This is a genomic window from Synergistetes bacterium HGW-Synergistetes-1, from assembly GCA_002839185.1.
Taxonomy (GTDB): domain Bacteria; phylum Synergistota; class Synergistia; order Synergistales; family Synergistaceae; genus Caenicola.
In genome coordinates, this window is record PGXO01000005.1 from 272021 (window position 1) to 296785 (window position 24765).

General features: G+C 47.1%; 24 protein-coding genes. 18 read left to right on the forward strand and 6 right to left on the reverse strand.

Annotated features, from left to right (window positions below):
• The first annotated feature begins 6 nt into the window (after nucleotides 1–6).
• The 11 genes from CVV54_06505 (at nucleotide 7) to CVV54_06555 (ending at nucleotide 12174) form a co-directional block, all read left to right on the forward strand.
• Entirely contained in the window at nucleotides 7–1482 is a 1476-nt protein-coding gene (locus CVV54_06505) for an AMP-dependent synthetase (protein PKL04520.1), read from the forward strand.
• A gap of 6 nt (nucleotides 1483–1488) precedes the next feature.
• Nucleotides 1489–2544 (forward strand): [citrate (pro-3S)-lyase] ligase, encoded by a 1056-nt coding sequence (gene citC / locus CVV54_06510; protein ID PKL04521.1) that lies wholly within the window; start codon nucleotides 1489–1491, stop codon nucleotides 2542–2544.
• The gene (locus CVV54_06515; GenBank protein ID PKL04522.1) at nucleotides 2525–3049 is read left to right on the forward strand and encodes a hypothetical protein; all 525 of its coding nucleotides are present in this window, start codon (nucleotides 2525–2527) and stop codon (nucleotides 3047–3049) included. Before citC ends, CVV54_06515 begins: the two co-directional genes overlap by 20 nt.
• A 237-nt stretch (nucleotides 3050–3286) precedes the next feature.
• Nucleotides 3287–3778 (forward strand): cytidine deaminase, encoded by a 492-nt coding sequence (locus CVV54_06520; protein ID PKL04523.1) that lies wholly within the window; start codon nucleotides 3287–3289, stop codon nucleotides 3776–3778.
• Nucleotides 3779–4342, forward strand: a complete 564-nt coding sequence (locus tag CVV54_06525; protein ID PKL04524.1) for a hydrolase — start codon at nucleotides 3779–3781, stop codon at nucleotides 4340–4342. It begins immediately after the preceding gene.
• A gap of 41 nt (nucleotides 4343–4383) precedes the next feature.
• The gene (locus CVV54_06530; protein ID PKL04525.1) at nucleotides 4384–5022 is read left to right on the forward strand and encodes a DNA-binding response regulator; all 639 of its coding nucleotides are present in this window, start codon (nucleotides 4384–4386) and stop codon (nucleotides 5020–5022) included.
• Nucleotides 5019–6404, forward strand: a complete 1386-nt coding sequence (locus tag CVV54_06535; GenBank protein PKL04526.1) for a sensor histidine kinase — start codon at nucleotides 5019–5021, stop codon at nucleotides 6402–6404. The genes CVV54_06530 and CVV54_06535 overlap by 4 nt, the downstream gene beginning before the upstream one ends.
• 55 nt (nucleotides 6405–6459) lie before the next feature.
• Complete coding sequence (locus tag CVV54_06540) at nucleotides 6460–8091, forward strand: MBL fold hydrolase (protein ID PKL04561.1); 1632 nt, start codon at nucleotides 6460–6462, stop codon at nucleotides 8089–8091.
• 100 nt (nucleotides 8092–8191) lie between these two features.
• A complete protein-coding gene (locus CVV54_06545) occupies nucleotides 8192–9742 on the forward strand; it encodes a hypothetical protein (protein PKL04527.1) in 1551 nt (516 codons plus the stop codon).
• Between the two features lie 61 nt (nucleotides 9743–9803).
• Nucleotides 9804–11084 (forward strand): tyrosine--tRNA ligase, encoded by a 1281-nt coding sequence (locus CVV54_06550; protein PKL04528.1) that lies wholly within the window; start codon nucleotides 9804–9806, stop codon nucleotides 11082–11084.
• A 229-nt stretch (nucleotides 11085–11313) separates the two neighbouring features.
• Nucleotides 11314–12174: a lipid A biosynthesis acyltransferase gene (locus CVV54_06555; GenBank protein PKL04529.1), complete on the forward strand. Its 861-nt coding sequence runs from the start codon at nucleotides 11314–11316 to the stop codon at nucleotides 12172–12174.
• On the opposite strand, the gene CVV54_06560 is transcribed toward CVV54_06555, so the two are convergent.
• On the reverse strand, nucleotides 12171–12383 hold the full coding sequence (locus CVV54_06560; protein PKL04530.1) for a 4-oxalocrotonate tautomerase: 213 nt from the start codon (nucleotides 12381–12383) through the stop codon (nucleotides 12171–12173). The two genes, CVV54_06555 and CVV54_06560, sit on opposite strands and share 4 nt — an antisense overlap.
• A gap of 65 nt (nucleotides 12384–12448) precedes the next feature.
• Between CVV54_06560 and CVV54_06565 the strand changes: the two genes are divergently transcribed.
• The 3 genes from CVV54_06565 (at nucleotide 12449) to CVV54_06575 (ending at nucleotide 15154) form a co-directional block, all read left to right on the forward strand.
• Entirely contained in the window at nucleotides 12449–13249 is an 801-nt protein-coding gene (locus CVV54_06565) for a prepilin peptidase (GenBank protein ID PKL04531.1), read from the forward strand.
• 16 nt (nucleotides 13250–13265) lie between these two features.
• The gene (locus CVV54_06570) at nucleotides 13266–14453 is read left to right on the forward strand and encodes an alcohol dehydrogenase (protein PKL04532.1); all 1188 of its coding nucleotides are present in this window, start codon (nucleotides 13266–13268) and stop codon (nucleotides 14451–14453) included.
• Between the two features lie 74 nt (nucleotides 14454–14527).
• The gene (locus CVV54_06575) at nucleotides 14528–15154 is read left to right on the forward strand and encodes a nitroreductase (GenBank protein ID PKL04533.1); all 627 of its coding nucleotides are present in this window, start codon (nucleotides 14528–14530) and stop codon (nucleotides 15152–15154) included.
• A gap of 72 nt (nucleotides 15155–15226) precedes the next feature.
• On the opposite strand, the gene CVV54_06580 is transcribed toward CVV54_06575, so the two are convergent.
• Complete coding sequence (locus CVV54_06580; protein PKL04534.1) at nucleotides 15227–15706, reverse strand: Cys-tRNA(Pro) deacylase; 480 nt, start codon at nucleotides 15704–15706, stop codon at nucleotides 15227–15229.
• A gap of 65 nt (nucleotides 15707–15771) precedes the next feature.
• Here CVV54_06580 and CVV54_06585 point away from each other — a divergent pair, with 65 nt between their 5' ends.
• The gene (locus CVV54_06585; GenBank protein ID PKL04535.1) at nucleotides 15772–16167 is read left to right on the forward strand and encodes a ribonuclease H; all 396 of its coding nucleotides are present in this window, start codon (nucleotides 15772–15774) and stop codon (nucleotides 16165–16167) included.
• 90 nt (nucleotides 16168–16257) lie between these two features.
• On the opposite strand, the gene CVV54_06590 is transcribed toward CVV54_06585, so the two are convergent.
• From CVV54_06590 to CVV54_06605, 4 genes are all read right to left on the reverse strand, one after another.
• Nucleotides 16258–17487, reverse strand: coding sequence for a phenylacetate--CoA ligase (locus tag CVV54_06590; GenBank protein ID PKL04536.1), 1230 nt, complete (start codon nucleotides 17485–17487; stop codon nucleotides 16258–16260).
• A 74-nt stretch (nucleotides 17488–17561) separates the two neighbouring features.
• The gene (locus tag CVV54_06595) at nucleotides 17562–18155 is read right to left on the reverse strand and encodes a hypothetical protein (protein PKL04537.1); all 594 of its coding nucleotides are present in this window, start codon (nucleotides 18153–18155) and stop codon (nucleotides 17562–17564) included.
• The gene (gene iorA / locus CVV54_06600) at nucleotides 18148–19941 is read right to left on the reverse strand and encodes an indolepyruvate ferredoxin oxidoreductase subunit alpha (GenBank protein ID PKL04538.1); all 1794 of its coding nucleotides are present in this window, start codon (nucleotides 19939–19941) and stop codon (nucleotides 18148–18150) included. The genes CVV54_06595 and iorA overlap by 8 nt, the downstream gene beginning before the upstream one ends.
• Nucleotides 19942–20135: 194 nt before the next feature.
• Entirely contained in the window at nucleotides 20136–21542 is a 1407-nt protein-coding gene (locus CVV54_06605) for a hypothetical protein (protein PKL04539.1), read from the reverse strand.
• A gap of 86 nt (nucleotides 21543–21628) precedes the next feature.
• Here CVV54_06605 and CVV54_06610 point away from each other — a divergent pair, with 86 nt between their 5' ends.
• The 3 genes from CVV54_06610 (at nucleotide 21629) to CVV54_06620 (ending at nucleotide 24458) form a co-directional block, all read left to right on the forward strand.
• A complete protein-coding gene (locus tag CVV54_06610) occupies nucleotides 21629–22543 on the forward strand; it encodes a phosphate butyryltransferase (protein PKL04540.1) in 915 nt (304 codons plus the stop codon).
• A 2-nt stretch (nucleotides 22544–22545) separates the two neighbouring features.
• Entirely contained in the window at nucleotides 22546–23622 is a 1077-nt protein-coding gene (gene buk, locus CVV54_06615; protein ID PKL04541.1) for a butyrate kinase, read from the forward strand.
• Nucleotides 23623–23897: 275 nt separating this feature from the next.
• Nucleotides 23898–24458, forward strand: a complete 561-nt coding sequence (locus tag CVV54_06620; protein ID PKL04542.1) for a hypothetical protein — start codon at nucleotides 23898–23900, stop codon at nucleotides 24456–24458.
• Nucleotides 24459–24765 lie beyond the last annotated feature (307 nt).

A 24765-nucleotide genomic window follows, 5' to 3' on the forward strand; every position in this document is an offset into this window, starting at 1 on the left:
GAAGCATTGGCTCCCAGACTTGAAGATATCATAATATCAAACCTTGAATCACTTCGGACAGAACCATTTATATGGTGGCAGAAAACATGGTGGTCAGGCGGCGCGTTTCTTGAACTGACAGAAGAATGCGAGAAAGGCTTCCGTTCAAGCGGCTTCAAGGCCGGACAAAGAATGGCTTTCCTTCTTCCCAACAGCCCAATACTGCTCGCATCAATGATAGCCATATGGAAGCTTGGAGGAACTGTAGTACCAATAGATCCCAGAAGCGGTTATGTTTCTCTGATAAAACAGCTGAAGCACGCAGATGTATTCGCCTCTATAACTTACAGGGGTTCATCAAGCATAGTCCCGCTTATCTCTGAGGAGGGCATACCCTGTGCCGTCACTTCTTTGGATGCCCCTGTAGAAAGCATTGCAGGAAGAACGTCCGATGAAGAATCGACAGATACTGCCGTAATTTTTTACACTTCCGGCACTACAGGCGAACCGAAGGCTGTCCCTTTGACTCATGCCAACCTTTATGCCAGCATCAACGCATGTGTGGATCATATTGGCAAACTGACGGATGATGACGTTTTTCTTAATGCTCTGCCTAATTTCAACGCATTCGGATTTGTCTGCGGTTCCCTGATCCCTCTTGTCAAGGGCACATGTCAGGTCGTCCTTCCCACCTTCATGCCTCCTGAAGCTGCAATGGACGCTATGAGAAATGCCTCTGTAACTATCGTGCCCGCAGTTCCGACTATTATTTCGCTTCTGCTGGGAACTGTTGCAAGGGGAATTACACCTCCAAAAAGCCTCAGATACATACTCTCCGGAGGCGACAGGCTTCCTCTGGATTTTGATAAAAGATCCCAGGAGTATCTCGGCGTTCCTGTTATAGAAGGATACGGACTCACTGAAGCAGCATCGGTCGTATCGATCGCCCCTGGGATAGAAAACAGAAAAGCGGGCAGTGTCGGCACACTTTTATCATGTGTCGAAGCTGAGATAAGAAATGATGAAGGAAAGGTCCTTCCAGCAGGTTCAGAAGGCCATCTTTGGATCAGGGGCGACAATGTGGCAAAATGCTACTACCGAAACCCTGAGCTTACTGCAAAGAGATTCGTGGACGGATGGTTCGACACCTGTGACATAGCCAGATTCGACAAAGATGGATATCTCTACCTTGTAGGACGCAGGACAGAGGTGATCTTCGTCGGAGGCTTCAAAGTCTATGCACAGGAAGTAGAGAAAGTTCTGCTTGAACATCCCGCACTAGCTGAGGCGGCTGTCATAGGAGTGCCCCGCTCAATAAGCGGAGAGATAGTAAAAGCATTCGTTGTGCTGAAAAAGGATGAGAAGGTCACTTCAAAGGACCTTATCGAACACTGCAAGAAAAAACTTTCATACTATAAAGTTCCCAGAATAATCGATTTCCTCACCGAGATGCCAAGATCAAGCATCGGCGAAATTTTAAAAAGAAAACTTGAAAAGGACTAAGACTAAATGTTTGGCCTTCAGACCAGAACGATAAAAAATCTCAGCAAAAATGAAAAAAAACAGGTGGAACTTCTGCTTGAGAGAAACGGACTGACCTTTGAAGGCACACCTGACTGTACTGCTGTCGTAGAAAACCCCGATGAAAAGATAATCGCGACTGCAAGCATACAGGGCAAAGTGATAAAAATGGTGGCAGCAGACCCCGAATGGCAGGAAACCGGCCTATCCGGCATGGTGATATCTGACTTGCTGCGTTATGCCAGAGAAAACAACATATTCCACCTTTTCGTCTTCACTAAATGTGATATGGCAGATAAATTTGCATATCTGGGCTTCAGCGAACTGGCAAGGACTGAGACTGTTGTTCTGATGGAATCCGGACAACCATCTTCTGACGATTACCGTAAGATCCTTCAGCAAAACAAAATATTTTCGGGTCAAGACAACATTGGGGCTGCTGTAATGAACTGCAACCCATTTACTTATGGGCACAGATATCTCATAGAGACCGCATGCAAAGAATGTGACGGCCTTTATCTCATAATCGTCCAGGAGGACCTCTCCCTCTTTCCTTTTAATGACAGGATGATGCTGGTAGAAGAGGGCACGAAAGATCTCAGGAATGTCAGGCTGATCCCCAGCGGGGACTACGCAGTATCAAGAGCCACGTTCCCCACTTACTTCCTGAAGGACAAATGTACGGCTTCTGTTGCAGGAACACAGGCTGAACTTGACGCGACCCTTTTTGCGAACCTTTTCGTCCCGGAACTCTCAATTGTAAAACGTTTCGTTGGAACAGAACCATTTTGTCCGATCACAGCAAAGTACAACGAGATGATGAAGAAAGTCCTCCCGGCACGGGGTGTTGAAGTTGTCGAGATAGAAAGGCTGAACGACCCTACAGGAACAGCTGTGTCAGCTTCCAGGGTCAGAAAAGCCATCGTTGACAACGATTTTGAGGCGTTGAAGAAAATGCTCCCTCCTGTTACGCTGGATTACCTCTCTTCCGGGAGAGGAAGGTCTGTCGTTGAAAAACTGATCAATGAACACAAAAAAAACTGACACTGACATTGAGGATATCCTTTCTGAAATACTTTCAGGAAGAGAAGATAGAGTAAGGACCAGGGACGCACACCTCTCTGCGAATGTATTTGCCTGTCAGATAACCCTTAACATTCCCGGATATCCCAAACGCATCCCCAATGATGAAAGGGCTGTGGAAAGCTTCGGCAAGGCATTCATTGAAAAATGGACCTCCTGTCCTTTATGCGAAAAAAAGATCACAAATGCAGCGGGAGTTTGCTGGGTGGGGTTTTTTGCAGGAGATCTCACTGCTGCAAAAAAAGCAAAGGAAATTGCTGTCAGTATAGAGGAAGGGATCCCTGAAGGACGCATCTTAGACATAGATATTATCGTGCAGATAAAAACTATCTCAAGATCAGACCTTGGACTTCCTCCCCGTACATGCCTGCTCTGCAGCAGACCGGCAAAGGAGTGCGCGAGGGATCGCAGTCATTCTTATGAAGAACTTAGGACCTCAACAGAAAAACTTATAAAAAATATTTGATATCTCCGCAATTTCCTGTCGAAAAAAAGTTATCCAACATGTAAATTTAATAAAGAGTATAAATCCACTTATGATTTATTCTCATCTTTAGTCGTATAGTTTTTGAGGATATGATAAACGCCGGATCAGTTCGATCAACATAAAAAAATGGAAGATCATTGACGTTTTTATCAACATAAATTGTGCAAAATAAACTATACTTTATATAATATTTGAATACACTCAGGAGAGGATCACATGCTGAACCGTCCGGACTGGGACAGTTATTTTTTAATGATAGCAAAGGTAGTTGCCAGCAGAAGCACATGCATGCGAAGAAATGTCGGAGCTGTTCTTGTAAAGGACCAGCAAATACTCAGTACCGGATATAACGGAGCTCCCAAGGGAATAATACACTGTGAGGAAGCAGGATGTCTGAGGGAAAAGCTTGGCATCCCTTCAGGTGAAAGGCATGAGATCTGCCGCGGGTCCCATGCTGAGATAAACGCTATAGCACAGGCGGCATATGCAGGAGTAGCCACTGCGGGATGCTGGCTTTACTGTACACATGAACCCTGTGTCTACTGCACTAAAGCTCTTATAAACTGCGGATGCAGGCGCATTGTTTATATTCATCCATACCCTGACAGGATATCGAGGGAGATCATTTTGCAGTCGGGGATCGAAGCGGTATGCATACACGACGATGAACCGGTGAAGAATAATTTTTCAATAGGAGGAAATAAATAGATGTTTACACGCGAAGAATCGATCGAGTTCCTCATGGAACACAACAAGGAAGAGATGCACATCAAACATGCGTACGCTGTTGAAGCAGCAATGAAATGGTTTGCCCGGGAAAACGGCGAAGACGAAAACTACTGGGGCCTGATCGGACTTATGCACGATATTGACTGGGAGGAATTCCCCAGCACAGAAACCCACCCAATGAAGGGCGGGGAGATGCTCAGAAAAAAAGGCTACCCTGATGATTTCGTTCATGCTGTGCTCGCTCATGGGTGGGAATACTCCGGGATAAAACCTGAAACACTATGCGAAAAATATCTTTACACAATAGATGAACTTACCGGATTCATAACAGCGGTAGCACTTGTACGTCCAAGCAAATCGCTCCAGGACCTGGAACTGAAATCAGTAAAGAAAAAATGGAAAGACAAGGCTTTCGCAAGGGGTGTAAACAGAGAAGTGATCGAGAAAGGATCAGAATTGCTGAACATCCCGCTGGAAACGCTTATTGAACAGACCATCACGGCTTTAAGACCCGTAGAAAAAGAGATCGGGCTTGGTTCCTGAAAAATAATAAGAAGTATAAATATTCGGAGGGAGGATACAAAATGTCAATTTCATTGGTACTTGCCGATGACCACCCGCTTACAAGAGAAGGCATGAAAGCATATCTGGCTAAAGAGACAGATTTTAATATCCTGGGAAGCTTCGCAGACGGAGAATCAGCATGGGCGGGGATTCAGCAACTCAGACCCCAGGTGGCCCTTCTTGACATCAGGATGCCGGGAATAGACGGTGTGGCTCTCGCGCGAAAGATAAAGGAGGCATCCCTTCCCGTTGCATCTCTCATGCTCACTTCTTACGATGCACAGCAGTACGTTATGGCGTCACTCAGAGCAGGTGCCAGGGGTTACGTTCTTAAAACCGCAAGTATGGAAACTCTTTCAAAGGCGATAAGGATAGTTGCGCGGGGAGGCTTCTATCTTGACAGCGAGGTGGCAAATGCTGTTGAGCAGGAAGGCGATTTCGTTCCTGAACCTGTCTCAGTAAGAGAAAGGGAAGTCCTTCTCCTCGCAGCACGTGGACTTTCAGGAAAAGAGATAGCAACACAGCTTTTCATAAGCGAAAGGACCGTTCAGACACACCTGGCCTCAATATACGACAAACTTGGAGCAAAAAATAAGACAGAAGCAATGCTGCTCTCTCTTAAATACGGCATAGTGACCCTGGAGGAACTGCTCGATTGAGGAGAAACCTTCTCCTTCAGCTGACTGTTGCAGTCTTTCTGCCCAGCCTGGGGGCATTCCTTCTGGCATGGATAGGTTTCTGCCAGTTTGAAAATACCATGGAAGGGGTAGCCGGCTCTTACGTGCAGAACCTTGCGAGGGGAGCTGCGGCAAGGCTTGAATCTTCCCAATGGGACTTGAGGACCGATGGTACCTGGCAACCAAATCAGTACAGGTCACGCATTCTAGGACTTGGAGAAATGATGTCAGATGAGATGGCTGTCCCGGGCATGTTTGCTGTCTTCGACAGTGACGGAAATCTTATATACGGGACATCAGACGTCACGATCCTCTCTATCATATGGAACAAACCGATAGCCACTATGTCTCCCCAAAAAATCAGGGGACCTGACGGAAGATTTTACACCATAGCAGTCTACCCTATGCTTCAGAGAAATCTATTCGTTCTGGCCGCTGTATCCTGGGACAAACTGCTTGGACCAATGGTATCGCTTACTACTTTCTGGCCGTTTATTATGGGGATCCTTGGGTTGATCGGGATCTTCTCAGTCTACATAATGTGGCAGAAAGTGATAATGCCTCTTAAAGACCTCGAAGAAGAGGTCTCGATGCTCAGCTGGGGTGAAGAAGTCCCTCTGAAAAACGCACCTGAAGCAGTTACAGAGCTTCAGAAACTCAGAGAAGCCCTTGTAGTCCTTGCAAACTCTGCAATAGACAAAGTACAGCTCTCACGAAGGTATGTTAATGACCTTGTAAAGGTGCAGGAGGAAGAGAGGGCAAGAATATCTCGTGAGATACATGACGGCCCCCTTCAGGACCTGACTGCCCTGATACAGAGGCTCAGGCTGCTTTCCCTCGACATTGATTCTCCAGTAGAAAGGGAGAAACAGCTTGAAGAGGCAAAAAGCGCAGCAATGGCAGGAGTCAAAGAGATGAGGGAACTATGCAACAACCTTACCCCTCCCTGGCTTGACCTGGGAATAGTCCAGGCCCTTACTGAGCTTTCGGAGAGACAGAGTGCTCAGCTGAACATAAAGATACACCTGGACCTTCAGGAGATCCCTGACCTTTCTGATGAAGCAACTCTTGCATTTTTCAGGGTAGCCCAGGAGGCTGTCAACAACTCAGCAAGACATGCCGACGCGGAGAATGTATCTATTTCACTCAAAAATACAGGCAAAATGATACTCCTTCAGATAGAGGACGACGGAAAAGGCTTTGAGGTCCTGGACAACTTCACTGAACTTCGTGTTCAGGGACACAGGGGCCTTTCGAACATGCGCGAAAGAATGTCCATAGTAGGAGGTCACTTCAGCATTTTCTCAACTCCGGGAAAAGGTACCGTAATTCGTTGTGAACTGCCGCTAGTGACTGTACAATAAATCAGGATCTTTTACCAAAATGATCGAAAGGTGGGAGCCCATAAGGGCGAATAACTTGAAATTAATAATTCATGGAGCAGCTGGAGAGGTAACAGGATCAAACTATATGATCGAAACCGGTTCATACAAAGTCCTTGTGGACTGCGGTTTTCACCAGGGGCAGGACGAGGAGAAGCATGAGGGAGAATCTTTTTCATTTGACCCTGCTTCAGTCGACGCGCTGCTTCTCACTCACGCACACATCGACCACAGCGGAAGGATACCCCTGCTCGTAAAGGAAGGCTTTAAGGGAAAGATCTTCTGCACATTCGCAACATCGGAGCTCGTTGAAATACTTTGGAGGGATTCAGCCAGACTTATGGGAGAAGAGGCTGAATGGAGGACAAGAAAGAATTCAAGAAAAGGCCTGCCTGCAGTAGAGCCCCTATACACTGAAAAAGAGGTGGAGGATTCCCTTGGATTGCGTTCACCTATCCCTTATGACGAAGAAATTGAGATCATGAACGGACTTAAGGTCCGCTTCCGCGAAGCAGGACACATTCTCGGAAGTTCGATAATCGAAACATGGGTATCAGAAAACAACGGAGAAAAACCTGTAAAAGTAGTCTTTTCCGGGGACCTTGGCCCATTTGAAGGTGTTATAGAAAATCCACCGACTTTTATTGAAGATGCAGATTTCGTGCTGATAGAATCAACTTACGGGGACAGGCTTCATAAATCTCTCGAAGACACAAGGACAGAATTTGAAGAAGCTCTCAAGGAAGCTCTCAAAACAAGCGCAAAGGTACTTGTTCCTACATTTGTAGTAGACAGGGCTCAGAGGGTACTTTACGAATTTGACCGTTTCCAGAAAAAATATCCTGATCTCAAGATGCCGAAGATCTATCTTGATTCACCGATGGGAATAAAGGTAACTGAGATCTATGGCAAATATATTCCCCTTCTTTCAGATGACCTTAAAGAAATGTTCCGGAAAGGGGATGACCCGTTCGAACCGGAGAACTTCCAGTTCTCACGGTCAGCAGATGAATCGAGAGCAATAAATGAAGAAAAGAGCGGGATCATACTTGCCGGAAGCGGAATGTGTTCAGGGGGAAGGATAATGCATCATCTCAAACATAACCTCTACAAGCACGATACCCATGTTCTGTTTGTTGGATATCAGGCCAATGGGACACTCGGACGCAGGCTCGTTGACGGGGCAAAAGAGATAAGGATCGCTGGAGAAGATGTATCTGTAAAAGCCCAGCTCCACACTCTTAACGGTTTTTCGGCTCATGCGGACAGGAACGAACTTCTCGAATGGGCAGGTAATTTCCCTAAAAAGACAAGATTCATCGTCGTTCACGGCGAACCAAAATCAGCCCAGGCCCTGGCTATGGGACTTAACGACAAAGGTTATGCAGCTCAGGTTCCGGCTCTTAATGACACAATAGACCTGCTCGCTCCTGCGGAAGAAAAAGCCGTTAAGATGCCTGTAATATCACAGAGAATAATTGACAGGCTGGAACTAAGTCCTCAGGATATAATCCAATTGCTGGCCGCAATTACGCACAAAGCTGACGAGATGCAGAGACAGACAATAGAAGCCAAAGACTACGCCCAAATAATGCCTCTGCTGGTTTCTGCTAAGACCTTGCTGGAAACAGCTGCATCCTTGGGAGAAAATATTAAAAAATCTGTGTGATCTTTATTGCCTTTGAATTCAATGGGGATATAATACCCTGGTTGCAGTGAGAATAATTCTTAGTATCAGATCAAAATATCACGAAGAGGAGAGAGACCTAATGTCAAAAAGAGTCAAATTAGTTATTTTAATTATCTGTACGGCAGCAGCCGCACTCTTTGGCCTTTTTGCATATTTCAGCACAAAAGGTCCGGCAGTCCTGGCATCAAGACTGCCGCTCCCTTCGGCATCAGACCCTTATGTGGTATTTGAGACACCAGAAAACGAATACCCTCTTTCGATCTCTGCTCTTCTGACCGAAGGCCAATATGCGGTATTCAGGGAAGGATCAGCGGGGAATCGGATCCTTTCCATTGCTAAAACAGCAAAAGAATGTGCGGTCCTTATTGAAGACGGTGACGAAGGGATCTTCGACATCTATGCTGTGATGCGCCTGCTTCCTGAGGATATTTCCTCACTGTCGAAGGGAGACCTTCCCAGGTCCTGGAAAATGATCCTGGGAAACACAGAGGTCAGAAAGAGCGGCGAAAATGGTTCCTGGGAGATAAAGACAACAGATGCTGATACATCCCTCTACTATTCCACAGAGAGAGAAATTGCCATTATCTCCCATAACAGGGACTCATTCTTTAAGATGCTGGACGTTAGATCAGGCTCTGTGAAAGGGATCCCAAAAAATTACTGGGGCAAAGAAAAAAAGTCATGGCCTGCCCACATTGAGATCAGTGATGGAGGACTCCTATTTACAGATGACGAGATACAACCTCCTCTGATTCTGAAAGCCGCCTGGCGTTCACATGAACCTGACAAAAAAACAGGCAGGATAGGGGAAGCCATATGGAAGATCCAAGGGCTCGACAAAAGGATCTCTCCAATTTTTATTAAAGCACTCGAATCAAAGAAATGGGATACCACAAACTGCATCATCCCTGAACCATTTCTCCTGTCAGCTGGAATGAACCTTCCTGAACGAAAAGGCTCGCCTTCTGACTGGCCTTTTCCTCTCAAAACCATTGGTGAACTTGGTAAGAGCATGGGGCTGAGCGAAAAAAAGATACAGAAGATCCTCTCAGGAGAGACTATATTTTCAGTCGGGGGGTACAACAAGCTTCTTTGGTTCTCCCTTCCAGGCATATTGGCGGAATTCACAGGCGACAAAGACCTTATGAGAGAACTTGTTGATGCGTTCTGGAACAAATTGTTCTTTGGCGCTGAACCCAGACCCATTGATGGCTTTGATTTTGGCGGAACCACCAACGTTCCTTTTTCTGTAGTAGGTGCCGGCAGGGGAAATGTCGCCATACTCGGACTGCTCTCTCCTGAATCGATCAAAGAGACCGTAAAGCTTGAAAGTTTCATTAAAAATAATGAAGAAGCCATAGGCTGGATAGTTGCAGATCTTCCAAAAATTGGGGTTGCACTTAGCGATATGACCAAAATGAACTCTTTCATGAATGACTCAGAGGTTGATGATGAACAGTATTTCGAGGAAGATACAGACAACATTTTCCAGCCGGATAACACATTCTCGCCTTTTGATCAGGGCATCTCAGACTCTTTTGGAAATGTCCTGAAGGGAATGGGCAAGACACTCATCGTCTGGGAAACAGCCGAATCGGGAAGAATAAACTGGTACAGGAACTCAAAATAGCAGTGACCTGTTAAAAATTTTATGATTTTGATCAGCAATGATAAACCGGAGGGATAACGAAATGTACTGCAATGCGCTTAAAGTTTTGAAGGAACGGGGTTTCGTTGAGTGGAGCAGCCACAATGAAGAGCTCGATGAACATTTTTCAAATAATATGGTCACGGGCTATATAGGTTTCGACCCCAGTGCCGACAGCCTCCACGTAGGAAACCTTGTCGCTATAATGGGTCTTGCATGGATGCAGCGCCTCGGACATCGCCCCATCGCGCTTGCCGGCGGAGGAACAGGACGGATAGGCGATCCTTCAGGCAAGAGCGCAGAGAGAAACCTCCTTTCAGAAGAAGTGATAAGCTACAACGTCGGACGGATAGCAAAACAACTGGAACATTTCCTCGATTTCAACTGCGGGCAGAACAGCGCCGTACTTGTAAACAACAACGAGTGGCTTAAAAAACTCAATTACATAGAATTCCTGAGGGACATAGGGAAATATTTTTCAGTAAGCTTCCTTGTCAACAGGGACTACGTAAGGAGCCGCGTCATTGACCCGGACAAGTCAATAACATATACGGAGCTTTCATACATACTGCTTCAGGCATACGACTTCAACCACATGTACAACGAGCTGAACTGTACACTGCAGATGGGAGGCAACGACCAGCAGGTCAACATAATCGCAGGCATGGACCTGGCAAGGAAAAAATCCAGCGGCCAGTGCTACGGCATCACATTCCCACTCCTGCTCAACGCACAGGGACAAAAATTCGGAAAATCAGAGAGCGGAGCCGTCTACCTGTCTCCGCATCGCACAAGCATATACAAGTTTTACCAGTTCTGGATAAATGTCGATGACAGCGATCTTGAAAAGCTTTATAAACTTTTCACATTCATGGAGCTTGATGAGATAAGTGCCGTCATCGAAGAGCACAACAAAAATCCTCATTTAAGGTCAGCTCAGAAAAAACTCGCATGGGATCTGACGTGCAGGGTGCATGGAGAAGATGCCGCGAAAAGGGCTAAAGACGCAAGCGCCATCCTCTTCGGTGAAATGGACATAAGGGAAGCAGATACAGAACTCCTTGACACACTCTCTGCAGAGATACCTTTTGCAGAAACCGACTCGATAATTGGCGGCCCAATGACAGATCTTCTTGTTCTCTCAGGCGGATGTGCCTCAAAGGGTGAGGCGAAACGTAAAATTAAAGAGGGCGGAGTTTACCTTAACGGAGTCAAAGTCACAGACGAGTCAAAGCTGATCTCATCCGAAGATCTCCTGAACGGCGGATATGTCCAGTTACGGGTGGGCAAAAAAGATTTCAGGCTGGTCAAATTCAGAGATTGAAACACTGCCTTTAAATACATTTTAGGCGCATGCAACGCGGGGATCGTCGCTGTCTGAAAAAATAGGACCTTTCCCGCGTTTTTCAGTTTTAAAGGACCTTTTTGACCGCACAGTCAGCATGCCATTTTCTCCTTGTGCCGTAATTTGAACCTGGTAAAACTGAAACAGCTGCCGCTTTAATTTTTGCCGGCATCTGAAGTCAGATGATAAATTATTTAGGAGCCTTAATATGGATCGGAAACTCAGATTTTTTATCCGTTTTGCAAAAATGATAAGACCCGGATGGAGAGCAAAGGCTCTTTTTTATTTTCTTTTCATCCCTGTCAGGTTTATCGCGCCAAGGAAAAAAGTTGCCCAAAAAAACATCGAACTTGTTTTTCCGGACAAAACTGATTCCGAAAAAAGGAAAATGCTTGATGGATCTTACAGGAGTATGATATGGACCGGCATCGAAATGCTTTCCTGGCAGAGAGATCCCTCTCTCGTTGACAAATGGATCGTCGAGATCGAGGGCAGAGAACACATGGACGAGGCCTTTGCCCGTGGCAAAGGAGTTATTGTAGTATCAGCCCACTGCGGGAACTGGGAACATGCTGCGGCCTGGCTGGGAAGGAACTGCAAGGGCGTAGGCGTGGTCAGACACTCCGATGACCCGTTTCAGAGGGAATTCATTGATACACTGAGGCGTAACGGCGGACTGCGGACACTGGGAAAAGACGAGCCAATGACAAGGGCTGTAAGCATACTGAGAAAAAATGAACTTATAGGTCTTGCAGCAGACCAGCACGGCGGAGGAGATGGGATCATGGTCCCCTTCTTCGGCCATGAGACCAGCACTTTTCAGGGAGCCGCGGTTTTTGCGTGGATATCAGGAGCCCCCATACTGCCATACCAATCCATCAGGATAGAGCCGTTCCGTTTCAGACTGGTGATCGGCCCCCCGATCGAATGGGAGAAGGGCAAGGACCGGGAGGCAACATTCAAGTCATTGACAGCAAAAGTGAATCTGGAGCTGGAAAAAATAATACACAGGGCGCCTGAACAGTACCTATGGCAGCACAAGCGATTCAAGGAGCACTTTTCCGGCTAGCTTTTCTTTTTGACCTGCGCGTCCGGATTGTCGCAGACCAGGGTCCCTGCAACTGCGAAATTGTCGTTTGCCATTTCGTTGATAATGATGCGGACTGACGTTTTAGGGACCTCCATGGTCTCACAAAGGGCTTCAGTGACCTTTGTGACCATATCGCGCTTCTGTTCGAGAGTACGGCCTTCTTTGATGTTTACTATTACGATCGGCATGGACTTTCATCTCCTGTACATAATGTTGTTGGTTCTTGCCTGTGAAGCTTATTTTAACCTTCTGCATGAGGGGTGTCCACATGGAAGGCATGGAAAGTATCAGCATATTTCTGGGTTTCGCGGCAGGAGCGGTGACAGGCTCTTTCATAAACGCTGCAGCGATGCGCACTGTTGCAGAAAAAAAATGGTGGGGAAACGAGCGTTCTGTTTGTGATAAATGCGGCAGACAGCTAAGTTCTTTTGACCTAATACCCATAATATCCTACATAGTTCTCCAGGGACGCTGCCGGACATGCAAAAGCGTCATACCGCCCAGACACTTCATATCTGAGCTGACCGGAGGGATCATCGGAGCACTTTCTGTCTGGTACTGGGGAATAGGCACTCCTCTGATCTTCTCTTTCATAGCTCTTTTTTTCATGCTCTTTCATTCTCTTACGGACATTGAAAGCGGCTACATTTACGATTCCTGGGCGATCGCAATGGCAGCGATCTCGGTCCTGGCAAGACTGCCGGGAGGACTTCCTGCTTTGATCGACGGAGCAATGGGCGCAGCCCTTGGGTTTGCATTTATTTATGCGATAGTTCTTCTCAGCCGCGGTGGGATGGGCATGGGAGATGCAATGATGATGGTCGGTATCGGAGCCCTTATGGGATGGAAACTTACTATTCTCAGCCTTTACCTTGGTTTTATGACGAGCGGTGTTATAGTAATACCGCTTCTGATCGCAAAAAAAATCAACAGAAAGGATGCTGTGGCGCTTGGTCCGTACCTTGCAGCAGGATGCATCCTCGCGATATTTACAGGGAGATGTATTTTCGATTATCTGGGTTTCAGCCTTGGCTGGCCCTGGTCAAATATATGACGGGAGTGTCTGATAAATGATCTTTTCAGAATGTAACATGGATCTTATAAAGCCTTTCAAATTCAGAATGCCGCAGGAAGTGACCTTCGGATCGGGCTATTCACGAACAGCTCCGGAAAAAGCAGCGCTGCTCGGATCCAAAAGGCCCCTATTCATAACCGGCAGTCACATGGCACAAAGCGAACATCTAACATGGCTTATGGAAAGGTCTTCAGAACTGGGCATGTGTCCGGGTCACTGGGACAAGGTCGAACCGGAGCCTCCGGTGGAGCTTCTTGAAGAAGCTGCCGTCTTCATAAGAAATGGTTCTTATGACTGTCTGATAGCTTTTGGAGGCGGAAGCTCCATGGATTTTGCAAAGATGGCGGCAGTAATGGCTGAAAATCCCGATATAAAAGTATCAGATATGGTAGGAAGTGAAAAGATCCCGAGAAAAGGCCTTCCGACAATAATGATACCGACCACCTCTGGAAGCGGATCGGAAGTTTCTGCAGTCGCGGTATTTTCATTCACTGACGAGAGGATGAAAAAAGGAATATCAAGCAGGTTCCTTGTTGCCGACATTGCACTTGTTGATCCTGAGCTTACACTTGACCTCCCTCCGCATATCACTGCGGCGTCAGGCATGGACGCTCTGGTTCACGGAGTGGAATCCTTCCTCTCTCTCGGAACCAATCAATTCACGCAGGACCTTGCTCTCATAGCTATCAGAAATATATATTCCAACCTTACAGAATGTGTTCTCAACGGTCAAAACCTCAAGGCAAGGGAAGCACAGTCCTATGGAAGCATGATAGCAGGAATGGCCTTTTCAATGTCAGGTACAGCAGGCGTCCACGCCATGGCCTACCCGCTGGGAGGACAGTTTCATGTGCCTCACGGGGAGGCCAACACAGCTCTTCTTAGATGGGTAATGAAATACAACCTTGAAGGGTGCGAGGAGAAATTCATTCCTATAGCAAAAGCAATGGGAGTCTACGCCGACCGAATGTCTGCCTGTGATGCGGCCAATGCCGCGCTTAAGGCCATTGTTGAACTTGGCGAGAAGATAGGGGTAAAAACCAGGCTGAGGGAGTTCGGTATACCCAAAGAAGCAGCAGCTGAAATGGCTGAAGCCGCACTCAAAGAGGTAAGACTGATGTCAAACAACCCCCGTCCGCTTGATTTTGAAGCCGTTAAAAAAATATATGAAAACGCCTGGTAGCATGTGAAAAACCTGCACCTTTCAGCATCAGACCAAGGAAACCGGAACTGATCCATAAGAAAAAGGAGGCCGCTATGAAGAATATATTTCTTATCATGTTTTTTATTTTACTCGGAACAATGGCGAACATCTCAGAGGCTGTTAATTTCGACATCATGCTCACTTCTCCTGAAACAGCAGAAGGAAAAAGCGTTCTTCAGGCTATCTCGGAGAGGTCATCTGCCGCTCAGGCACCATTCACCGGGAAAGAGCCTTCGCTCAAAGAACTCTCTACCCTCGTATGGGCAGCAACCGGCAAAAACAGGGACGGCAAGGGCTGGACAGTCCCTTTCGCAATGGGATCCGATCCCTACATAAGCCTGTATGTTCTTCTCAAAAGCGGCGCATATCTATATGATCCGGAAAAAAATATGCTTAAGCTCCTTTCAGACAAAAATTCCCTGTCTCGAGCCGCCAGCCAGGAATTCATCGGAACAGCGCCATCTATTTTCGTATTTGCGACAAAGGGAAGCGGTCCGCGCGTAGAGGGATGGGCAGAAACAGCGGTAGGAGCAATGACACAGAATGTCTACCTTGCCGCAGGAGCGTTGGGCATGAAGACCCGTTACGTTCAGTCATTCAACAGGGAGACATTGATAAACCTGCTGAACATCGGTCCGCTCTCAAGGATAATTGCAATAATGCCTGTAGGTTTCCAATAAGGTAAATAAAACAGGTCAAAAACGAAATAGCCGGTCGGCCCTGTCTTTGGATGCCTAACCGGCTCTTTTTTATTATCTTACGATGCCGGCTGTTTTAGCTCCGGTGGCAGCTATAAGATCGTCAGGCTTCAGTTTAAAGAGAAGCCCTCTCTGCCCTGCATTCACAGTAATAAATTCAAACATGCGCGCGCTTTCATCTATAAAAACAGGATATTTCTTTTTTGTCCCCAGTGGAGAACAGCCGCCTCTTACGTACCCTGTAAGAGGCTGGACCTCTTTTAGTGGGACAAGTTCGGTGCTCTTGTTTCCGCTTGCAGAAGAGAGAGCCTTGAAGTCGAGTTCCCTGCCCGCAGGCAGACAGACCATCATTACACCTGTCTTATCCCCTCTGGCGCAGAGTGTCTTGAAAGTCTGTTCCTCCGGCACGCCGGTCTTTAATGCCGCATCCTCCGCAGAGAGCGCGCTTTCATCAACCTCGTACCCGATCAGCTCAAACCGTATCTTTGCGTTTTCCAATATCCTGACTGCGTTAGTCTTTTTTACAGAAGCCATATCAATACCCCCAATGCAGTATATAATAGAGTATAGCGCATCTATTTGAGTGTGGAAGAGGGATATTGATGGAAGGTTTTTTTGACGGAGCCTCAAGAGGCAATCCGGGAAAAGCAGGAGCCGGCGCTCTTATGATAAATGACGAAGGAAAAGTGGTATGGGAAACATCCCGTTTTCTTGGGGAAAAAACAAATAACGAAGCCGAATACATGGCCTTGATACTCCTGCTCAAAGCAGCAAAAGAACACGGGGTCAGATCGCTCAGGGTCTTCGGGGACAGCAAATTGGTGGTAAGCCAGGTCTCACGGCAATGGAAGATCAACCTTCCCCACCTGCGCCTTCTGGCGCAGCAGGCCTGGGAACTGGCCGACGGGATGAACATCTCCTATCACTGGATACCAAGGGAACAGAACAAAAGAGCAGACATACTCTCCAACGAAGGCATAGACGGCGCAAGATAATTTTCTAAATAAACGTTGAGCGGACTGCATGGTCATCCCTAAAAATGACCACGCAGCCCGCTCTTATTTTATTATCTTCTTTATTGAGAACTATCCCCTGTTGTCTATTACCCTTTTGGTCTTCTTCTCGCTCCTGGGGAGTTCGCCTATCTTCATAACTTCCGGTATTATTTTTATTCCAAGCCCCGATTTACAGGCTCTTTCCAGCTCCTTCTCAAGCTCTTCCCGGTCAGCCCCTTCGAAGGACTCTGCCTGGACGATCATTCTGTCCCTCAGGTCTTCGTTGTCCAGTATTATCCTGTACTCGCTGGAAAATCCTTCTATGTTCCTTAGTATTTCCTCTACCTGTGCCGGATATATGTTTGTTCCCTTGACCTTGATCATGTCGTCGCTTCTCCCTACTATCCTGTCCAGCCTCGGGAATGGGGAACCGCACGGACATGTCCCCGGGATGATACGCGAAATATCGTGAGTCCTGTAGCGGATAAGCGGAGCAGCTTCTTTCCTGAAGGTCGTTATGACGATCTCTCCCTGCTCTCCGTCAGGAAGCACCTTGCCTGTTGCCGGGTCAATTATTTCGCAGTAGATGAAATCATTGAAATAGTGCATCCCTGTATGTTCCGAACAGTCGATAGCTATGCCGGGACCGTATATTTCAGTAAGCCCGTAAATATCAAAGAACTCAATGCCCAGGCTCTGGTAAATGCGGTCACGTACCTTATCTCCCCATCTTTCAGATCCAAAAATACCTTTTTTCAGTTTGATCTCGCTCCGCATCTCCCTGCGGTCGACCTCTTCGGCAATAAGAAGCCCGTATGAAGATGTTCCTATGAGTACAGATGCTTCAAGGTCCCTCATAAGCTGGAGCTGCCTGTCAGTGTTTCCGCTTCCGGTAGGAATGACCATCGCTCCAAGGCGTTCAGCTCCGGCCTGAAAGCCAAGACCGGCAGTCCAGAGGCCAAATCCCGGCGTCACCTGCACCCTGTCTTCCCTTGTTACTCCGGCGAACTGATAGCATCTTTCCATCATGACCGCCCAGTCTTCAAGGTCCTGGCTGCTGTATGGGAGGATCACCGGTATGCCTGTCGTTCCCGAAGAAGAGTGCACCCTGACTATCCGGTCATTCGGGACACACTGCATTCCCATGGGGTATGCGTCCCGGAGGTCCTGTTTAGTTGTGAAAGGCAGCGATTCAAACTGGTCTTTCGTCATCAGGGTGTTAACAGGGATACCGCTGTACTTATCGAGATACATCGGACTGAACTTAGCTACTCTTCTCACCTGGGCAAAACACTGGCTCATTATTGACAATTCATTCATTACTCTCAGCTCCGCTCTTCTGATTACTTAATTTCTTAAGTTTGTATCTTCTGAAAAAATAATAACGATTCAGTTTAAAGCTGTTTTCTGGCTGCCTCTGCTCCCATAAGGAAAGCTTTTCTGTTGATCCCCAAAAGCTTGGGCTTTATGCAGCACTCCATTGCTTCCCTGATCTCATCTTCTTCAAAAGGCAGTATCCCAGCTCCGACCGAAAAGCCAAGCAGGACGATGTTGAGTGCCCTCGCATCCCCGGCCTCTATTGCCATGGGGGCAGCGTTGATGTAAAACCCCCTGCCAATGTTATTTTTGATCGCGCTGAGATATTCATCACAATGATACTCGCCCTGGCGGAGCGCAACGTTTGTAGGGATTATGCAGTCAACGTTCACTACCGCGGACGCGTTGGGCTTAAGTCTATTAAGCTGTCTTGCCGCCTCGGCAAGTTCGAATCCTATCAGGACATCAGCGTGACGAAGGGGGATCACAGGCGATACATCCTGAGATCCGATCCTGATGTGGCTTGATACGGAACCACCCCTCTGTGCCATACCGATCGTCTCTGAAGTCCGGACGAAGAGTCCTCTTCTCTGTGCCGCTTCAGAAAGTATCTTTGAAGCGAGCAGTGTCCCCTGGCCTCCCACACCTGCTATCACTATACTGCTAAACATTTCGATCGACCCTCTTTATCGCGCCGACAGGACAGACCTTCACACAAAGAGAACAGTCTGTGCATATCGACTCGTTAATTACGACCTTTCCGTCTTTTCCGACAGACATTGCAGGACATCCCAGCTGTTTTATGCATTTCAGGCACCCTATGCACGCCTCGTTGACCCTGCGTACAGTCAAGGGTAGTTTGATGAGGGCAATGCAGGGAGCCTTTGCTATCACAGCTGAAGGCCCGTTGTGCTCAAGGGCATTATTGAAGGCATCGACCATTTCTTCGTATTTGAAGGGATCAACTGTCGATATGTGCTCCACACCGCATGCCATCAGCATCTTTTCAATATCCAGTGGTTTTGCCGGCATGCCCATTGCGGTCTTTCCGGTCCCCGGATGAGGCTGTCCGCCCGTCATTGCAGTGGTATGGTTGTCCAGCACTGCTATAGTTATGTCAGTGTTCTGATAGACCGCGTTGATGATCCCTGGGATTCCCGTGTGGAAAAATGTCGAGTCACCGATGAATGCAATGCACTTAGTTCCTTTTTCGGCAAGTTTGATCCCCTGGGCAATAGTTATCCCGGCACCCATGCATAGACAGGTATCCACAGTGTTCAGGGGTGCGGCGTTTCCAAGTGTGTAGCAGCCGATATCCCCGCAGTATACTGTCTTTTCATAGTTTTTGGCTGCTGTTTTGGCAGCGTAGAAAGAGGCCCTGTGCGGACATCCGGCACAAAGCACCGGCGGCCTCACGGGAAGTTTGGGGATTTCGACCATTGCAGGGTCTGCGATTTCTGCTCCCGCAAACTTAAGCAGTGTATTTTTTATCGATTCAAAACTGTACTCCCCGTTGCATGGCATATCGCCTGTCATTTTGCCAAATATCTCATTTTTCCCCGCTGATACAAGAAGCAGCTGCTCCTCCAGCACAGGATCGAGCTCTTCGACCACCATGACCTGATTGACCGAGGACAAAAATTCCTCTGCAAGGCTTAGCGGAAGTGGGTATGGTGTACCGACCTTGAATACCGTCAGGTCGAGATCAAATTCTTTTATGACTTCCATTGCATAAAGGTAGGATATCCCCGAAACAGCGATACCTTTCTTTCCTCCCTTGATGATCCTGTTGAAGGGAAGCGTGCTGAATTTATCAGAGATAAGCTTTTGCTTTTGTTCCAGCTCGCCATGTTTCCTATAGGAAAGGGCAGGGAAGATTATCCAGTCCGGTTTTTTTTCAAAACCTGCGGCAGGCCTGGGACCCGGATCATTCTCCAGATCCACCGTTGCGCTTGCATGACAGACCCTTGTCGTTGGCCTGAGAAATACAGGGAGCTTAAATTCTTCAGAGAGGTCGAATGCAGATGAAACCATCTGATAGGCTTCTTCAGGAGAAGACGGGTCAAATACAGGCAGATTCGCATATTTTGCGAAGTGTCTCGTGTCCTGCTCAGTTTGTGAAGACCACGGGCCCGGATCGTCGGCAACAACTACGACCATGCCGCCCTCGACACCCACGTAAGAAAGGCTCATGAGCGGATCGGCAGCAACGTTCAATCCGACCTGCTTCATCGTGACCATTGATCTCGCGCCTGCATAGGCAGCTCCGGCTGCAACTTCCATAGCTGTTTTTTCGTTCGTCGACCACTGGATTTCTATTCCGGGTATCTTTTCATTCAGAAGCGTCTCGATTATTTCTGTCGAAGGAGTACCCGGATAACCTGAGACGACACTGACTCCCGCCCTGGCAGCGCCGAGGGCTATCGCTTCGTTTCCCATACAGACTCTTTTGGTCATTTAAAGCCCTCCTTAATGTACAAAAGAAGCCTGCCATAGAAATGACAGGCTCCTGATAATTTTAGAGTATTCTATGCCTAGTCTATTCTATTCCGCGTATCTTCAGCCTGACTCTTCTCTCTTTGGGAAGAGGCTATCCTCTTCCTACCAGAATGTTTATAGCATTAAATGAAAGAAAGTCAAGCCAACACAGTCTACTGAGTTGTATCTTTAAAATCTACCATATCTTTTTTTAATTTTTTTAGGAGCACCCATGCAAAAAACCATGTCATCAGGGCTGCTCCAAAAAAAGATATTGGCTGAAACCACCATATGTTTTCAAGGGAAAATATTTTTGACAGGAAATGTGCGGCAGGTACACGGATGATCAATGAGCGAAATATCTGAGTGATAAGACCGAAAGATGAGTGCCCTGTTGCGACAAAGAGAGCGTTGTAGATCACACTGTATATAACCATGGGATAACCTGAGATCGTTATCCTGATAGCCTGGACAGCTACCTTTGCTATCTCATCTGTAGGCTTGAAGAGAGCTATCACAGGAAAGGGGAAAAGGCATACCAGTATACCCAGCCCCCCTGTAATGACAGCACTGATGATCAGCGCTGACCTGATCCCCTTTTTCATCCTGGGAAGGTCTCTTTTGCCGTAGTTATAGGATAGAAAAGGCACCAGCGCATCGTTTATCCCCAAAAGGGTGTTGAATGCGAGGTCCTCAACACGCAGTCCAACCATCCAGGCGGCAACGGCCCTCGATCCGAAAGTTCCTGAGAGTATCCCGTTTACGCTGCCCATGCCAAGTGCGACGCTTGCGGTTGAAAGAGCTACAGGAAACCCTATCTTTGTAATCTTCCCCCATAGAGGTATCATAAAAAGTTTGATGCGTGGTTTGAACGGGACCTGAATGTCGCTCTCTGTCCTAAGTTTTTTTATGAGATAAAGGGTACCGCCCAACCTACCAACAAAGGTTGCAGCTGCTGCTCCTGTAATTCCCCATCCCAGAGTGAATATGAAGATGGGATCGAGCACAATATTTATCCCGTTAGCGATAAGGAAATATTTTAGTGGCACCATTGTGTTTCCCTGGCATCTGAATACGGAGTTCACAACATAAGAAAAGCTTATCAGTATAAAAGTCGGAGGTATCCACATATTGTAAAGCCAGGCCTGGCGCAGGATTTCTGCATCAGATGCGCCAAGGGTCCTGAAAAACATATTCGATGTGTAGGGAAAAAGAAAGGGTATCCAGATGAGGCAGAGCATATATGCAAATCCCATTCCTGCAAGCGCCGTACTCCTTGCCTCTTCAAGGTTCCCTTCTCCCAGTCTCCTTCCGCAGAGTGCCGTCATTCCGTTGCCCACTCCCTCCAGGATAGCAAATACTCCTATCTGGACAGGAAATGTATAAGAGATCGCGACCATGTGACTCTCGCCCAGCCATGAGATAAAAACCGTATCTACAAGATGGAAAAGAGTATGGAAGAGCACCATCGCTATAGAGGGGATCGACAGTTTAATGAGCGTGCTGAGTACAGGGCCCCTGCCAAGATCTGCCTTGCCCTTGAGCAACGTCATCCTCTTAATTATCTTCAATAATTTCATTCAGATTCCCCTTGTGGAAATATTCGGTCTATTATAATGCAAAACCGACCTGAGATATTATAATGTTGAGTAAAGGGGGTGTGTTTATGTTTAAAAGGTTCATTGAAATCATGAACAGCAGCGGGTGCCTTGCAGGAAGCAAGGTTGTTCTGGCTGCTGCAGATGCAGACAGTATTGAGGCAATAAGGCTCGCGATGAAGAGGGGCCTGGGAAGAGCTGTACTTACAGGAGACAGTGAGCTGATCCTTCCGGTGGTAAAAGAGGCCGGGATCTCTGATAAAGTGGAAATAATCCACGCGGAGTCCCTATCATCTGCCGCTGCGATCGCAGTACAGTGCGTAAGGGAAGGAAAGGGCGACGCCCTGATGAAAGGTCTGATCAACACTACCGATTTTCTTAAAGCTGTGCTGGACAGGGAAAACGGCCTCAGGACAGGACGCCTTCTCACCCATCTTGCGATAATGGAGATACCCGGGGAAAATCACCTCTCTTTCTGCACGGACAGCGGATTCAACGTTGCACCGAACCTTGACCAGAAAAAACAGATACTAAGAAACGCGCTGGAAGCTATAAGCGCCCTTGGCTACGAACACGTAAACGCTGCATGCATAGCCGCAAACGAAAAAGTCGATCCACATGTCCAGTCAACAGTTGATGCTGACGGCCTTGTAAAAGCATGGGAAAACGGCGAATTTGACGACCTTCCCTGTTCCTGCACAGTAGAAGGGCCGATGGCTATCGATGTTGTAGCATCGCAAAAGTTCGCCGAACATAAAGGTATCAAGAGCAAAATAGCGGGCAAGGTGGACCTCACGCTGGTACCGAACATAGAGTGCGGCAACGTGCACTGCAAAACGCTCGTCCATTACTGCCACGCACAGATGGCCGGACTGGTGCTCGGAGCAATGGTGCCTATAATCCTTGTTTCAAGATCTGACCCGCCTGAATCAAAATTCCTCAGCATGGCGCTTGCATGTATCATTTCCGGAGGGATGAAGTAGCCATGTACAGGATCCTCGCTGTAAACCCCGGATCGACTTCAACAAAGATAGCGGTATACGAAAACGGAGATGAGATCCTGAAAGAAAACATCCCTGTCGATCAGGATATCATCTCAGAGTATAAATGTGTTCTGGATCAGCTTGAACATAGATTCGACCTTATCAAAAGGACCCTCATCGATAACGGTGTCAAACCGGACAGCTTTGACGCAGTCGTCGGAAGGGGGGGTATACTGGCTCCAATGCCCAGCGGGACATATCTTGTAACAGAAGAGATGACAGGTTACCTTAAAGATGCTCCACGAGGGGAACACGCATCAAATCTCGGAGCGTTCATAGCTGAAAAATTTGCACATATGTCAGGCTGCGAAGCATATATCGTCGATCCTGTCTCAGTTGATGAACTTACTGACGTAGCAAGGATATCGGGAGCACCTGAAATCAAAAGATCAAGCCTCGTCCATGCGCTGAACCAGAAAGCCGTGGCAAGAAAAGTTGCGGCTGATCTGGGGAAAAAATATGAGGACTGCAGGTTCGTTGTAGCGCATCTCGGAACAGGCATAACCATCGGAGCCCATTCCAGCGGCAAGATCGTCGATGTAGTAGGTGCAAAAGCTGACGGCCCATTCTCGCCTGAACGCGCCGGAGGGCTTCCCGTCGGAGAACTGGTCGATCTAATCTTCAGCGGCAGGTACACCAAGGAGGAACTTAAGAAAAAACTGCTTTCGGGATGGGGTATTGTGGCCTATCTGGGAACGCGCGATATTAGGGAAGCCTTCAAAATGGCCGAAAACGATCCGGAAGCTCGGATAATCCTGGAAGCTTTTGTATATCAGATCGCGAAAGGTATTGGAGAGCTCTGCACGGTGCTTGACGGTGAGATCGATGCTGTGATACTGACGGGAGGCATGGCCCACTCAGACCGCCTGATGGAAATGCTTAAGAAAAAAATAAAATTTCTTGCTCCAATAGTCATAATACCCGGAGAGAACGAACTGGAAGCACTTTACAAAGGTGCCGAAAGGGTTCTTCGGAAAGAAGAGAGACCAAGGATTTACCCCGGCGGAGAATATATCTGATAAACTAATTACCCAAATGATCTGTAAAATTAAATGATTACAGATAATACGGTAATTCTCCCCACTCACTGTCAGACAGAATATGAGAGAATAGAGCCAATATAACTCACCGGAGGTGTTGGTCTTGATTTTAAAAAAACGCCGTGGAGGATGCCCTCCCTGAATATTGTTTCTGCCGATCGTGGCGGTCGCCGCGTCATTTTCATGGATAGTAGCCAAAGTAAAGGGATTAACAAGCAAAAATTCAAAGGACAAATAAAAGCGGAGGGATACAAATGTTTTTTACCGGAAAATTTTCCAAAGAAGACCTCAAAAAGAACAAGAGAAGATTTTATTTTATCGGGGCACTTATGCTTCTTCTTGGCCTCATCTCTCTCACAATGCCTCTGCTCGCCTCATTCGCAGTGGAAACAATAATAGGGCTTCTTTTGATAGCAGTAGCTTTCAGTCAGGGATGGAGCGCTTTCAGAGGATTCAGTGACGGCGGGAAACCTTGGCAGGAGACCATTATGGCAGTGGCAGCTATGACAGCAGGTTTCATTTTCCTGATCCATCCGGTGGCCGGCGTGATGACGCTGAGCATAATACTCGCAGCATATTTTATGGCAGACGGAGTTACAAAAATTATCGAATACTTCAGGATAAGAGAAATAGAAGGCTCAATATGGATCCTTGTTTCAGGTCTTTTAGGAGTCATTCTTTCAGTAATGATGTGGAAGAACCTCTTCACAGGAGCTGCAGTTATCGGGATAATCCTTGGGATAAACCTTGTTTTCAGCGGAATAAGCCTTATTCTGCTGGGAAGGGGCTGTTCGAAAGCCTCAGGTGACTGTTAGATAACTATTGATGAAATTTAAATAATGGAAAGTATAGACTAAACTTTCACTAGACTTTACTCTCTATTTTTAAAAGGTGATAACCCTTTTACATCAATATAGGCTTGGTTCTGAAACCAGCACCAAGCCTATATTTCAAAAGCATCTTATTGCACCTGTTAAAAATTTACTCAAAAATCTAGGATAGTATCAACTTGATTTTCCTTGGTATCCTTGATCTCCTGCTTTACTTCATTTTTTTCCATTTACTGCTAGTCCTCCATTTTCATGGCGGCCATATGGCTGAAATAACGCCAGCGCGCCTTTA